The sequence below is a fragment of the Mesorhizobium sp. WSM4884 genome (genome assembly GCF_029625675.1).
Lineage (GTDB): Bacteria > Pseudomonadota > Alphaproteobacteria > Rhizobiales > Rhizobiaceae > Mesorhizobium.
The window spans coordinates 131,920-144,111 of the sequence record NZ_JARTVO010000008.1 but is presented as its reverse complement, the minus strand read 5'-3'; the positions used below and the strand labels follow the sequence as shown (position 1 = coordinate 144,111).

At 62.4% G+C, this 12,192-nt stretch carries 15 protein-coding genes and 1 tRNA gene; 7 read left to right on the top strand and 9 right to left on the bottom strand.

Annotated features, from left to right (window positions below; translation table 11 throughout):
- Positions 1–17 precede the first annotated feature (17 nt).
- Entirely contained in the window at positions 18–1,310 is a 1,293-nt protein-coding gene (gene murA, locus P9236_RS15090; protein ID WP_278075426.1) for a UDP-N-acetylglucosamine 1-carboxyvinyltransferase, read from the bottom strand.
- A gap of 142 nt (positions 1,311–1,452) precedes the next feature.
- Complete coding sequence (locus P9236_RS15085) at positions 1,453–1,701, bottom strand: hypothetical protein (RefSeq protein ID WP_278075425.1); 249 nt, start codon at positions 1,699–1,701, stop codon at positions 1,453–1,455.
- Positions 1,702–1,922: 221 nt separating this feature from the next.
- On the opposite strand from P9236_RS15085, the gene P9236_RS15080 reads away from it, so the two are divergent.
- Positions 1,923–1,997: transfer RNA gene (locus P9236_RS15080), tRNA-Thr, on the top strand.
- A gap of 77 nt (positions 1,998–2,074) precedes the next feature.
- Here the strand turns inward: P9236_RS15080 and P9236_RS15075 are convergent.
- From P9236_RS15075 to P9236_RS15050, 6 genes are all read right to left on the bottom strand, one after another.
- Positions 2,075–2,782, bottom strand: a complete 708-nt coding sequence (locus P9236_RS15075) for an NAD(P)H-dependent oxidoreductase (protein ID WP_278075424.1) — start codon at positions 2,780–2,782, stop codon at positions 2,075–2,077.
- A gap of 25 nt (positions 2,783–2,807) precedes the next feature.
- Complete coding sequence (locus P9236_RS15070; RefSeq protein WP_278075423.1) at positions 2,808–3,284, bottom strand: DoxX family protein; 477 nt, start codon at positions 3,282–3,284, stop codon at positions 2,808–2,810.
- An 11-nt stretch (positions 3,285–3,295) separates the two neighbouring features.
- On the bottom strand, positions 3,296–4,081 hold the full coding sequence (locus tag P9236_RS15065; RefSeq protein WP_278075422.1) for a DNA-binding domain-containing protein: 786 nt from the start codon (positions 4,079–4,081) through the stop codon (positions 3,296–3,298).
- Positions 4,068–5,087, bottom strand: coding sequence for a DUF692 domain-containing protein (locus P9236_RS15060; RefSeq protein ID WP_278075421.1), 1,020 nt, complete (start codon positions 5,085–5,087; stop codon positions 4,068–4,070). Before P9236_RS15060 ends, P9236_RS15065 begins: the two co-directional genes overlap by 14 nt.
- 43 nt (positions 5,088–5,130) lie before the next feature.
- Positions 5,131–5,400, bottom strand: a complete 270-nt coding sequence (locus tag P9236_RS15055; RefSeq protein ID WP_278075420.1) for a DUF2282 domain-containing protein — start codon at positions 5,398–5,400, stop codon at positions 5,131–5,133.
- A gap of 233 nt (positions 5,401–5,633) precedes the next feature.
- Positions 5,634–6,491, bottom strand: a complete 858-nt coding sequence (locus P9236_RS15050; protein ID WP_278075419.1) for a hypothetical protein — start codon at positions 6,489–6,491, stop codon at positions 5,634–5,636.
- A gap of 233 nt (positions 6,492–6,724) precedes the next feature.
- Between P9236_RS15050 and P9236_RS15045 the strand changes: the two genes are divergently transcribed.
- The 6 genes from P9236_RS15045 (at position 6,725) to P9236_RS15020 (ending at position 11,171) form a co-directional block, all read left to right on the top strand.
- The gene (locus P9236_RS15045) at positions 6,725–6,979 is read left to right on the top strand and encodes a hypothetical protein (protein WP_278075418.1); all 255 of its coding nucleotides are present in this window, start codon (positions 6,725–6,727) and stop codon (positions 6,977–6,979) included.
- Between the two features lie 189 nt (positions 6,980–7,168).
- The gene (locus P9236_RS15040) at positions 7,169–7,444 is read left to right on the top strand and encodes a hypothetical protein (RefSeq protein ID WP_278075589.1); all 276 of its coding nucleotides are present in this window, start codon (positions 7,169–7,171) and stop codon (positions 7,442–7,444) included.
- A gap of 164 nt (positions 7,445–7,608) precedes the next feature.
- The gene (locus P9236_RS15035) at positions 7,609–8,523 is read left to right on the top strand and encodes a LysR family transcriptional regulator (protein ID WP_278075417.1); all 915 of its coding nucleotides are present in this window, start codon (positions 7,609–7,611) and stop codon (positions 8,521–8,523) included.
- A 290-nt stretch (positions 8,524–8,813) separates the two neighbouring features.
- A complete protein-coding gene (locus tag P9236_RS15030) occupies positions 8,814–9,314 on the top strand; it encodes a cupin (protein WP_278075416.1) in 501 nt (166 codons plus the stop codon).
- A 90-nt stretch (positions 9,315–9,404) separates the two neighbouring features.
- Positions 9,405–10,607: an MFS transporter gene (locus P9236_RS15025; RefSeq protein ID WP_278075415.1), complete on the top strand. Its 1,203-nt coding sequence runs from the start codon at positions 9,405–9,407 to the stop codon at positions 10,605–10,607.
- 138 nt (positions 10,608–10,745) lie between these two features.
- Positions 10,746–11,171, top strand: a complete 426-nt coding sequence (locus P9236_RS15020) for a DUF302 domain-containing protein (protein ID WP_278075588.1) — start codon at positions 10,746–10,748, stop codon at positions 11,169–11,171.
- Positions 11,172–11,232: 61 nt separating this feature from the next.
- Here P9236_RS15020 and P9236_RS15015 read toward each other — a convergent pair whose 3' ends face one another.
- Positions 11,233–12,144, bottom strand: coding sequence for a LysR family transcriptional regulator (locus tag P9236_RS15015; RefSeq protein ID WP_278075414.1), 912 nt, complete (start codon positions 12,142–12,144; stop codon positions 11,233–11,235).
- Between the last annotated feature and the right edge of the window lie 48 nt (positions 12,145–12,192).

Genomic DNA, 12,192 nt, shown 5'->3' with positions numbered 1-12,192 from the left:
ACGATTGCGGCGAAGCGTCAGCCCGAAATCCGCTCGATCACCGCGCCGCAGCCGGAGAGCTTCTCCTCCAGCCGCTCGAAGCCGCGGTCGAGGTGGTAGACCCGGTTGACGACGGTCTCGCCTTCGGCGGCGAGGCCGGCAATCACCAGCGATACCGAGGCGCGCAGGTCGGTCGCCATGACTGGCGCGCCTTTCAGCTTGGCGACGCCGTCGACGATCGCCGTCTGGCCGGAAAGCGTGATGTGGGCGCCGAGGCGGGCGAGCTCCTGCACATGCATGAAGCGGTTCTCGAAGATCGTCTCGGTGATGCGGGACTTGCCCTTGGCCATCGTCATCAAGCCCATGAACTGCGCCTGCAGGTCGGTCGGGAACGCCGGGAAAGGCGCCGTGGTCACGTCGACCGGCGCTATGCCGGCGCCGTTGCGCTTGACGCGGATGCCCTCATTGGTCGGCGTGATCTCGGCACCCGTCTCGGCGATGACGTCGAGGGCGCTCTGCAGCAGGTCGGGCCGAGCGCCGTCGAGCATCACGTCGCCGCCGGTCATCGCTACCGCCATGGCATAGGTGCCGGTCTCGATGCGGTCCGGGATGACGCGCACGCGGGCGCCGGACAGCGCCTCGACGCCCTGGATGGTGATGGTGGAGGTGCCGGCGCCGTGGATCTTGGCGCCCATGGCGATCAGGCATTCGGCGAGGTTGACGATCTCCGGCTCGCGCGCGGCGTTTTCGAGCACCGTCTCGCCCTTGGCGAGCGAGGCCGCCATCATCAGCACATGCGTGGCGCCGACCGACACTTTCGGGAACACGTAGCGATTGCCGTGGAGACGGCCGTTCTTCGTCTTGGCGATGACGTAGCCGTTGTCGACGTCGAGCTCTGCGTCCAATGCCTGCAGGCCCTCGAGGAACAGGTCGACCGGACGCGTGCCGATGGCGCAGCCGCCGGGCAGCGACACCTTGGCCTCGCCCATGCGGGCAAGCAGCGGCCCGATGACCCAGAAGGAAGCCCGCATCTTCGACACCAGCTCGTAGGGCGCGGTGGTGTCGACGATGTTGCGGGCGGAAAAATTGATGGTGCGCGAATAGCCTTTCTGCTGGCTCTCGCGCCGGCCGTTGACAGAATAGTCGACACCGTGATTGCCGAGGATGCGGATCAGTTGCTCGACATCGGCCAGATGCGGCACGTTCTCCAGCGTCAGTGTGTCGTCGGTGAGCAGCGAGGCGATCATCAGCGGCAGCGCCGCGTTTTTGGCGCCCGAGATCGGAATGCTTCCGGCAAGCTCATTGCCGCCGACAATTCTGATGCGATCCATGAAAGAACGTCCCCTCGGCCCGGACGGGCCGGTTTCAATCGGTTGAGTATGTCCGGCTCTAGACTATTGGCCGGCGCGGTTCAAGAAATAGGATTTCCCCATCTGTGGCCCAAGTATGGTCGGCCAGTGTGGCTGATTTGGGTTACTTTTCCTGCATTTTTCCTGCAGACGGCAGGCCCTCCGGCCGCTGATCGAGATCGAAGGCGCGCTGCTTGTCAGCGTCGCAGGCGCGCTGCTTGCCAGCGTCGAAGGCGCGTTGCTGGTCAGCGTCCCCGGCGCGCCGGGAGCGCGCCTGCGCCTTGCGTTTTTGCAGGTTGGCGCGCAACGCTTCGGCGAGCCGGTCCTTGCGCTCGCCGCCGCCCTTTTTCGGTGGACTTGCCTTGTCGTTCATCGTCCGTCCCCGCCGGCGTATAGCCGGCTCTGGTTCAGGCATAGTTATCATTGTGGCGCCGCCATGTCATGGAAGACTGCCGGAAGCGGCTTCCACAGCTGCGGCGTTCGATGCATGCCGCCCGAAACCGCGCTGGTTTTGCGACAATCACATGCGTCGTTTTAAGGTTTTCTTGGCCTTGCGCTTGCCGGTTCGTTATGGCAGAAGCGCCGCCATCGCAGGCTGCGGTAGCTCAGTGGTAGAGCACTCCCTTGGTAAGGGAGAGGTCGAGAGTTCAATCCTCTCTCGCAGCACCAGCCTATCTCCTTGAAATCGCGGCCAGGACCTGCGTGCGGCGCACTGCGCACTGCTTGGTGAACCGGACAGATCCTTTTCACGTCGACTTCAAAACATACAGTTCGTCGAACTCCGCAAGCTTCGGATACGCGATCGTCGGAGCATGAGCGAGGCTGAGGACGCGTTCACGGTAGCGATCGAGGCACATCTGGCGCTCGTCGTCGCCGATACGCGCTGGTGCGTGCACAAGGAACGGCTCGATCACCGTGAACCCGACAAAGTAGAGCATGCCGTGGTTGATTGGGAACAGGATCTCGGCGATTGGGCCGTTCAGGCCGCGGCTGGAATAGATCGGCGGCGGTCCGCCGATCGTGACGGAGCACATGGCGCGCTTCCCTGCGAAGACGCCGCGGTCATACCATTTGCCACTGCCATAGATGCGGCCACCCGACGCGAACACCCGGTCGACCCAGCCCTTGAGGATCGCCGGCAGCCCGAACCACCAGAGCGGAAACTGCAGGATCAAGACGTCGCACCAGAAGAGCTTGTCCATCTCGGCCTGGATATCCGGGGCGAACCCGTCGTGGGCGGCCGCATTCGCTTCTTCGGCCTGCTGACGGTAGAAATTCGCGTCGTGCACGGTCGTGAAGTTGCGGCGGTCCGATACCGGATTGAAGCCCATGGCGTAGAGATCGGAGACGACGACCTCGTGTCCCGCGGTGGACAACGCCTTCTGCGCTGTGCGGGTGAGGGCACCGTTGAAGCTCTTGGGCTCGGGGTGTGCGTGAACGATGAAGATGCGCACCGTGCTTTGCCACCGGTTTCGATATTCATTTTCTGGATGTCGATAGGACCCGCGCGGCGACGTAGTCGAGCGAGAAGACACCGGCGCCGCGTGTCAGCACGAGCAATAGCAGCGACGACCAGAGCAGGTGCTCAGCCCAGTTCTCCGGGTAGACGAAAATCTGGATGACTGAAACGACGCCGAGCAGCATCAGTGCAGCAAGCCTCGAGAACAGCCCGAAGAAGACCAGAACCGAGCCCGTGAGTTCGGCGGCGGTCGCCAATGGCGCCGCGATCGACGGGTCGATGAACGGCAGATTGTATTCGTTGGCGAAGAGCTGCAGCGTAACCGGCCAGGATGCCAGCTTGCTTTGGGCGGACTGCCAGAACACATGCGCGACCGCGACGCGTGCGGCGAGCTGGACCAGCGAAAGCGGAATGTGTTCGGGCAGCTTGATGATACGCCTGTAGAGGCCGACAAAGCCGGCCGGGTTGGACGAGGATTGCTCCGATATTGCGGTCATAACCGTCTCCGTCAGTTTGAGGGGGAATTCGAGGCGACCCGCACGTCGGTGACGAGCCTGTCGCGGAACAGACGCACAAGGGCCGAAACCAGGTCGAAGGCCGGGTCGAGCGCCAAGGCGCGGCCAGTGGCATGCTCGAGGCCCAAACCGTGCTTCAGCGAATGCCAGAAGGCGAAGCTTGCACGGTCGAGCAGAAAAAGCCGCACATAGTTTCCCGATCGCCACAACGCCACGCGTTCGGGGCGCCTTGCCCAGGTGATGTTTTCGTCGACCGCCGTCTCCTGTTGATGCGCCATCCATACCGACAGGATCGACCAGTGCGAGACGATCAGGCGCAGCGAGGGTTGGAGCAGGATATCCGGCGAGAGTCCGAGGTCGGTGTTGTCTTGTTCTGCGAGGCTGCGGGCTGGCAGCGAGGCCGTATCGAGCGCCTCGGCGATGGCCCATTCGAGCCGCGCCGTTTCGGCGATGATCGGCATGTCGGCCAGCGTATCGATCGTCTTCAGGAAGCGCGGGAAGCCGGCGCCATAGCGCGCAAGGCGCGATTCGACCGGCGGATGGCGTCGAATGAACTCGCTCGCCACGTAGCGGAAGAACCGTTCGTCCACTAGGCGAACCGTGACCGGAAAGACCGCCATCAGCACCGCGGTGAGCGAGCTGCGCGTATTGTTCTGGTAGATGCGCAGCCGGGCCAATGGATCGGCCTTGCCGGCGGTCAGCATTTTCGCGGAGACCATTGGTTCGATGGCAAGCACCGAGCGCGCCATGGTGGTCTGCAGGTGTTCAAGCGGCAACATCGTATCTTCCCTCCATCGGCGTTAAAGCGTTCGACATGACGTGTCCGGCCTTGGCGGCAGCAAATGCTGCGAGCACGGGCATGCTGGTCCGCGCAGTTTCAAAGGGGGATACGGGACGGGGCTTGGCTGCCGCGGCCTGTCTGGCGGCCTGCTTGCGGCTGAACATGAGCGAAGCGGTGAGCATGTCGGCCCACATGGCTTCGCCAAGCAGCACGTCGAGAACCGGAACGTCGGTATCCCATTCGATCAAAGTCGGGCGCGGCCCCAGCCGGCCTATCGCGTGCTCATAGAGCGACCAGACGACCGGTGGTACGCGAGAGCCATGATCGTCGATGAGCACGGTATCGGTTCCGACCCGGTTGGTCGCATGGCCGGCGAGATGGATTTCGCCGATAGCCTGCTCAGGCAGCGCGTCGATGAAGGCCTTGGCGTCATATTGCAGATTGTGCGCCGAGACATGGACGTTGTTGACGTCCAGCAGCAGGCCGCAGCCGGTCCGCTCAACGAGCTCGGCCAGGAACTCGGCCTCGTTCATCGACGAGTCCGCAAACGCGACATAGGCGGACAGATTTTCGATCAGCACCTGCCGCTTCAATGTTTCCTGGACGGTTTCGACGTTGCGGGCAACGATCGCCAGCGCTTCTTCGTCATAGCGCAGCGGCAAGAGATCGTTGAGGTAGGCGCCGTCGGCGACGCTCCAGGCCAGATGCTCGGAAACGAGATCGGGCTGGAAGCGCCCGCAGACCATGCGCAGCCGCTCCAGATGATCTCGGTCCAAGCCCCGCGCGCTGCCCAGCGATAGGCCGACGCCATGCACCGACAACGGATAGGTCTGGCGCAGCCGTTCCAGCGCCTCGACGCCTGCGCCGTCTCCCATGTAGTTCTCGGCATGAACCTCCAGCCAGCCGGCGGAGGGTCGCCGCGTCAGCATTTCGCTGATGTGAGGAGAGCGAAGACCGATGCCCGCCGATGCGGGAATCGCGAGGGGCTGAAACGCACGGGACATCGGTCTGCTCCATTCTAGAGGGTGGACAAGAAGTTTGGATCGTTCAGGCTTTCGGCTTGTCGCTGCCGCCCGCGATCTTGGCGCAGCTGCCGGCGGGCACGTAGAGCCAGGAATCCGGCTGGTTGTCGGCGGTCGCGGTGCCGGCGCAGGAATGCGTCGCGGTCTGGCAGTCGTTCTGGCCCGCCCTGACCACGCCGTAGCACTTCTCGAAGGCGAAGCTGGGCTTGGCAGCGGGGCCGCTGTAGGCCGCTGTCGCGGCAAGCGAAGTGGCGGCCGCGAGGGCCGATCCGATGAGGGTCTTGGTGTTGATCACAGGCTTGTCTCCTGGTTGGCGTTTCGAGGGAAAGACCGGCCTTGGGCCCGTCTGCAAATCAGTCTCTCCGATCAGGGTGCCGAGCTGAAATGCTGTCTCGGCATGGAATTGATACGCAGTCACTATGTCCCAGGAGGCGACGCGAAAAAGCCCTCCGGCGGGAGACGCCGGAGGGCTTGGCGCCTGCATTCGGGAGTATACGAAGCAGGCGCGGCTAGGCGGGAGCGAGGCGCCTAGATGTATCGTCTTTCGCAGTTGGAGGCTGGGGCTTCTGCACTGCGGAAAGGATCAGCGGCAAGCCAGTCTGCTGCACGCAGCCGCCCCCTGTCGCGCATGTCGGTCAGTTCGCCCCAGTCGATCCACGGCCGCAGGAGCAGCGGAGCTCCGGCACGATATCGACTGTCGAATATGGTGTGAACAGGCGCGCAAGTGGTCGCGCAATGACTGGCTGCGAGGCTGCGGTCCGGACAGGGTGTGGTGAACACGGACGGTCTGCCGGTGACAACCAGGCGATGGCGAGCTTCAGGTGATAGCACAGGTGGCGACTGCAAAACGTCGCCGTCACCCCAATAAATGTCGCCGTCGATCTCGACAGGCAGCGAGAGGAAGGGAATCGTAGCCGCCGCCACGATCGCATCGACAGACAACTGGTCGCTTGTGAATACCTTCATCGCATCCGTGCGCGCGTTGACGACCAGAACGCCAAGTTTCACCGGGCAGTCTTCGTCACGGATTTGCTCGAGGTCGATTGACTGTTCCAGGACGGATCGAAGCAGGCTGGCTCTGCCGTCGGCGAAAATTGAGGCGTGGCTGACGCGCCGCCAGAAATTGGCGAGTGCCGTCCGCGCGCCGCGCCTGCCGCCGACGCTCAAGCCATAGGCAAAGACCGCCGCCTCCATCGCTGCAAAGCCCGACGCGGTGACGCCGCTGACGCTGCAGCTCGGCTCGTCCAGCAGGCGATCGAGCACGCCCCAGACGAAAGCGCCATGTGCATCGTTTGCCAGCACGATGTCGATCGTCCGGTTTTCCACACCAAGATCCGCGACTGATGCGATGGCTTGGTCTGTTCTCATTGCGGGCTGGGTAAGCATCGTTTGGTCTCCATCCCAAGATTGTCGACAAGGCGACTGGAGAGAGACTGCCGCATCTTCTTGTCCAGCCGAAATGCCAAGGTGGCATGAAGTCCATAGGCAGATTGCATTGGCTGCCGGTCCTCGTGCGCCGCACTCTTCCTCCGATCAGACGATGAGCGTTGCTTTGGCGCCGTTGCTGGAGCCGCGGCCTGGAATCGGGAGGATAAATGATGAGAGCAAAACTCAACTGTATGGCGGCGCTTGCCATAAGTCTTGGCGCAAATCCGGCGTCCGCCGACCCCTTCAGCGATCTTGCCGCATTGCCGACGTTCTACACGGACGCCGCGATGAAGACGATGAAACCTATGGCTGGGTTCAAGAAGGCCTGGTTCGCTCTGTCCAAGCATGACCGGGTCAAGATGACGAAGGCGTGCAACGACCCGGCGATGAGCAAGCCCCACGCCCAATTCTGCGCCAACCTGCTTGCCTTGGGCGGCGCAAATTAGCGGTGCTCGCCGAATACATCGAAATGCAGAGCCGGCATAAACTCCATTCGCAGACGGCATTGGCGAGTTGAACGCCGGATCAAGCAAAGTCCATCTCGGCAAGCAGGAACAATAGAGTTCCAAATGCTGCCGGTCATCAGCGCAGTCGTCAAAAGGGCGATTGCACAAACTCCAGAGAAGGTTCTTACCATGAATATCAAAGCTATCTGCTTTGGCGCTTTTGCCCTTTCGGTTATTGGCGGGGTCGCGTTCGCCGGAGTGCTCGACGAACCGTCCAACATGCAGCCCTTCTTCACCGATTCCGGCATGAAGACGATGAAGTCGAGTGCCGATTTCGAGACGGCATGGAAAGCCACGCCGAAGGCGATGCAGGTTTCGATGATGAAGGAATGCAACGACGCCGCCATGAGCAAGCCGCATGCTCAGTTCTGCGCCCAGCTCTTCGCCTTGGGCCATCACAGCTGACGTTCTTGGCGCCTGGCGCTGCAGGACGTTTTTGATGGCGGGCCTTGGCCCGCCGTCGTCGCATGACGAAACGCTATCGACATTATAGCGCTCATGCATTGGCGTGATGGAATGCCATGGGTCAGGGTTCCAGGGTGCATCTATGCTAGATGAGGGACGCCCGCATGGACATTCATCACATCCGCTACTTCCTGGCCGTCTGCGAGACCCGCAACTTCACGCGCGCTGGCGAAAAGTGCAACGTCACCCAGCCGGCGCTGTCCCGAGCGATCCAGCAGCTCGAGGATGAGGTGGGCGGCTTGTTGTTTAGGCGCGAGCGCAATCTGACCCATCTTACGGATCTCGGGGCTTTGTTGCGGCCGCGGTTCCAGCAGATCCTTGATGAGGTTACCGGCGTTCGCCAGGAAGCGTCGAGGTTCCTGTGCCTGGAGAACGCAAATCTCAAGGTCGGGGTCATGTGCACGATCGGTCCGCGGCGATTTACCGGTCTTTTGACGGACTTCAACAGGCGCCAGCAAGGCATTCAACTGCAGCTGGTGGAGGGCGTTCCAGCCTCCCTTTCGCAGCTGCTGGAAGCCGGCGAGATCGATGTCGCCATCATGGCGTCCAGCAACAGTTTTCCGGAGCGCTTCGACGTCACGCCGCTTTACCGCGAACGGTTCGTTCTGGCCTTCCCCAGCGGCCATCGGCTGGCCCGCAACGACAATGTCGCCATCTCCGAGCTCGACGGCGAGAACTATCTGAGACGCCTGAACTGCGAGTATCGGGATTACCTTGCCGGCCTCTGCAATGAACGTGGCGTGAAGCTCAGGATTTCCTACGCCAGCGAACGCGAGGACTGGATCCAAAACATGGTCTCGGGCGGGCTGGGAATCTGCTTCATCCCGGAATTCAGCGCCGTCATTCCAGGCTTGCAGATCAGGCCAGTCGTCGATCCTGAAGTCTGGCGGGAGGTCTCGCTGGTCGTCGTGGCGGGGCGCCGGTTCTCGCCGGCGACATCGACTTTCGTGAACAGCGTCAAGGCGCACAGCTGGCCGGAAAGCGGCATCGACCTGTCGGTCAGGAAGACTGCTGCTTAAAGCATGCCTCCCGAAAGTGGGAACCGGTTTCGGGAGACATGCGCAAAATCAAAAGCCTAAAGCGCAGGGAGCGAATCCGAAGAATTGCGACGCGCTTTAGCAGATCGAAGTGAAAGTCCAAATCCGCGACTGACTTCGTTGCGGAGATGATCGCGTTGGTGCGGTCACCTGCTATAGTTTTCAGGTATCGATTTAAGAGCCAGTCAGCATTTCTCTTTCTCCGAGGCTCCAGTCACTCTCCTTGTCATGCCCCGCCTCCCGCGATTGGGCACCGAAAAAGGAGAATAGACATGGCTTCCAGGACTATTGCATTGCAGGCGCCGCTGAAGCTGGCGCTGACACTCGGGCTTCTTACCGCGACCGCTGCTTTTTCCGCAGCCCCGGCTTCCGCCGGCGACTGCCCCGCCGGTCAGGCCGCTACGGCCGACATCCAGGAACATCCCAGCAAGCCGGTCGGCGTGACCGATACGGTCCTTGCCGCAATCGATCTCAGCTCGAAGGGCGAGGCCTGGAAGGGCAACATGCTGCGCCTTCGCAAGCTGGTCGTTCAGCCGGGCGGCGTGGTGCCGTGGCATGAGCACACGGCTCGCCCCGCCAACATCATCGTCGTCGAAGGCTCGATCACTGAATACGCCAGCACCTGCAAGGTCGGCATCGAGCATCCAGCCGGCGACGTGACCGCCGAGTTCGGCCAGCTCGCCCACTGGTGGAAGAACAACGGCAAGGTTCCGGCCGTCCTCTATTCGGCCGACGTTCTCCCGCCCGCGATGCGTGAAGATCACATGATGTGAGCCGCTCGTCGCGGCCGGCAGATCCCAGCAACAGCGACCAACAGCGCGTCCTCGGGTAGTCGCCTGGGGACGCATAGCCAGGAGCCTGTGATGACGACCAGTGAACATACCGAATTGATGTGGCTCCGCAGGGTTGCCGCAGATAGCTGGCGCTTCGGCCTGGTCGCCCTGATCGCGTTCCTGACGCTCGTCGACCTATTCGCCACCCAGGCCATTTTGCCCTCACTGGTGACGAAATTCGGCGTCAGCCGCGCCACCATGGGCTTTGCCGTCAATGCCAGCACGTTCGGCATGGCGATTGCCGGTATTGCCGTGGCTCTCTTCGGGCGTCGCATTGACCGCCGCAACGGCATCTGGATCAGCCTGGCCATCTTGGCCATCCCGACGACGCTGCTTTCGCAGACGGACAATGTTGTGGTCTTCGCGCTGCTGCGTGTAGCGCAAGGTCTTTGCATGTCGACCGCGTTCACGCTCACCATGGCCTACCTGGCGGAGCACTTTTCCGCCCGGCAGACCACGAGCGCGCTTGCGGCATATGTGACTGGCAATGTTGCCAGCAACTTTTTCGGCCGGCTGATGTCGGCGGCCGTCGCCGACATGTTCGGGATCTCGATCAACTTCCTGACCTTCGCTGCCCTCAATCTGTCCGGCGCGGCTCTTGTCTGGTTCACGCTGCAGAAGACCTCGGCAATGATGCGCTCGGATACGACGGGCGGGCTCGCTCGCGCGGCCTGGAAAGCCCCGTTGCAGAACGTCGAGCTGCGCGCCTCCTTCGGTATCGGTTTCCTCATTCTGTTCGTCTTCATCGGCACTTTCACCTATGTGAACTTCCAGTTGGTTGCGGCGCCTTTGTCGCTGACTCCGATGGCGCTTGGCGCGGTCTACTTCGTCTTCCTGCCGTCGATGCTGACCACTCCGCTCGCCGGGCGTGTGGCCTCGGGTCTCGGTCCGAGGGCAGGGGTTGGCGCGACGCTTGGGCTGGCGATTGTCGGCCTACTTCTACTGCTCACGCCCAAGCTTCCCATTGTCCTTGCCGGGATGGCGCTGGTTGCCATCGGCACCTTCCTGGCGCAGGCGATCGCCACCGGCCATGTCAGCCGAACGGCATCGCGCGACCGCGCCGCGGCAAGCGGGATCTATCTCGCGTCCTACTATGCGGGAGGGCTCGCCGGCAGCTTCGTCATCGGACAGATCTATGACCGGATTGGCTGGACGGCCTGCGTGGCCGCGCTGGCCGCAGTCCTTGTGGCTGCGATTGCGGTCGCGCGGGCGCTGAAGACACCAACAACATGACGATCGGAAAACCGATCGGCCGTGAGGCCATCCGCCTCTGGCGAGATCGCGCAAGAATCTCAATGCACTAGCCAACCACCGAACCCAACGGAGACTGAGATGACTACCTACCTGAAAACCCTGATCACAGGTGCCGCCATGCTGACGACGGTCGTCCTCCCCGCGGCCGCCTCGGACGGCGTCGTCACGGTGAAGAGCGACTATTCCGTCGCCGAGACCGTCGCCCGCATCAAGAAGGACGTCCTCAAGAAGGGCCTCATGTTCTTCGGCGTCATCGACCAGGCAAAGCTCGGCAACAAAGCCGGCAACGACGTCAAGCCGTCACGGCTCTTGATGTTCGGCAATCCGGCGCTAGGCACGACTTTCATCACCTCGAATCCCGAGGCCGGCCTGGACTGGCCGGTGCGCGTGCTGGTCTTCCAGACCGGAGACGGTGCCGTTTACGCCGCCTACAGCGATTTCGATTGGATTGCCAAACGGCACGGCATCACTGACCGCAGTGCGCAGTTCAAAATGGCGACCGAGGTCATTCAGTCCGTGACCTCGTCGATCAGGAAAAACTGATCAGCGCAACGAACTGGAAGTCCTTCGAACTCTGCGAGGCTGCCTGTATCGCGCGGCGAAGTCACTCGGCGGCGGACAATGCCTTTGCCCGCTCGCCGAACCATTTCTTCTGGGTGGCTTCGCGGACCAGCGCGCCGACCGCCGGCGAATGCCTGCGGCCGCGCACCGTGACGAGATTGACGTCGCGCCAGAATTCCGGCTCGGTGATCGGCAATGCCGCTACGCCCGGGTGCTTGGCGGTGTGCTCGGGCATGAACCCGAAACCGAGTCCGGCCGCGATCATGGCGAGTGTCCAGTCGTCGCGGTCGCTCCAATAGACGGGGCTGACGGTGACGCCCTGCTGGGCAAGGATGGCATCCGCGTAGCCGGCAAATTCGCAGTTGTTGCGGTGAATGTAGCTTTCATTGCTCATGTCCTTCACCCGCACGACCCGCTGATTGGCCAGACGATGAGCCAGGTGGACCGCCATCACCATCTGCTCGCGAAACAGCGGCAGGGCGTGCACTTCCTCGTCGGGAACGTCCGAAGGCAATGCGTAGATGGCGGCTTCGAGATCGCCTTCGAGCAGCCTTCGCCGGAGGCTCGCGGCGTCTGAATCGCAAAGGTGGAGTTCCACGCCGGGGTGATGGCCACGAACAGCTGCGATCAGCTCGATGATTTCGTCCGGAGCGATCGTGCTCATGATGCCAAGCCTGAGCGGCATCCTTTTCAGGTTCACATACTGCTCGGCAATCTGCTTTGCCTGGCGGGAGTTCTCGAACACGCCCTCGAGATACGTCTCCACCATGCGGCCGAGCTCGGTGAGATGGGTGAAGCGGCGCTCGCGGTGGAAAAGCGCGCCGCCGAATTCATCCTCCAGCAGCTTGATTGCGCGCGAAAGCGCCGGCTGCGTGACGTTGCACTGCTCGGCCGCCCTGGTGAAATTCAGCTCCTTGGCGACGGCCAAGAAATATCTGACTTGGCTGATCTCCACTGCACGCTTCCCCTGGAACGTGCTTGCCGCACGGCCCGCGTTGCCGGG

What these genes read in the sequence shown, in the direction of transcription:
- P9236_RS15050 (WP_278075419.1), bottom strand. Translation starts at nt 6,491, where the DNA reads ATGCTTACCCAGCCCGCAATGAGAACAGACCAAGCCATCGCATCAGTC.
- P9236_RS15025 (WP_278075415.1), top strand. Translation starts at nt 9,405, where the DNA reads ATGACGACCAGTGAACATACCGAATTGATGTGGCTCCGCAGGGTTGCC.
- P9236_RS15040 (WP_278075589.1), top strand. Translation starts at nt 7,169, where the DNA reads ATGAATATCAAAGCTATCTGCTTTGGCGCTTTTGCCCTTTCGGTTATT.
- P9236_RS15030 (WP_278075416.1), top strand. Translation starts at nt 8,814, where the DNA reads ATGGCTTCCAGGACTATTGCATTGCAGGCGCCGCTGAAGCTGGCGCTG.
- murA (WP_278075426.1), bottom strand. Translation starts at nt 1,310, where the DNA reads ATGGATCGCATCAGAATTGTCGGCGGCAATGAGCTTGCCGGAAGCATT.
- P9236_RS15020 (WP_278075588.1), top strand. Translation starts at nt 10,746, where the DNA reads ATGCTGACGACGGTCGTCCTCCCCGCGGCCGCCTCGGACGGCGTCGTC.
- P9236_RS15065 (WP_278075422.1), bottom strand. Translation starts at nt 4,081, where the DNA reads ATGTTGCCGCTTGAACACCTGCAGACCACCATGGCGCGCTCGGTGCTT.
- P9236_RS15085 (WP_278075425.1), bottom strand. Translation starts at nt 1,701, where the DNA reads ATGAACGACAAGGCAAGTCCACCGAAAAAGGGCGGCGGCGAGCGCAAG.
- P9236_RS15060 (WP_278075421.1), bottom strand. Translation starts at nt 5,087, where the DNA reads ATGTCCCGTGCGTTTCAGCCCCTCGCGATTCCCGCATCGGCGGGCATC.
- P9236_RS15035 (WP_278075417.1), top strand. Translation starts at nt 7,609, where the DNA reads ATGGACATTCATCACATCCGCTACTTCCTGGCCGTCTGCGAGACCCGC.
- P9236_RS15070 (WP_278075423.1), bottom strand. Translation starts at nt 3,284, where the DNA reads ATGACCGCAATATCGGAGCAATCCTCGTCCAACCCGGCCGGCTTTGTC.
- P9236_RS15045 (WP_278075418.1), top strand. Translation starts at nt 6,725, where the DNA reads ATGGCGGCGCTTGCCATAAGTCTTGGCGCAAATCCGGCGTCCGCCGAC.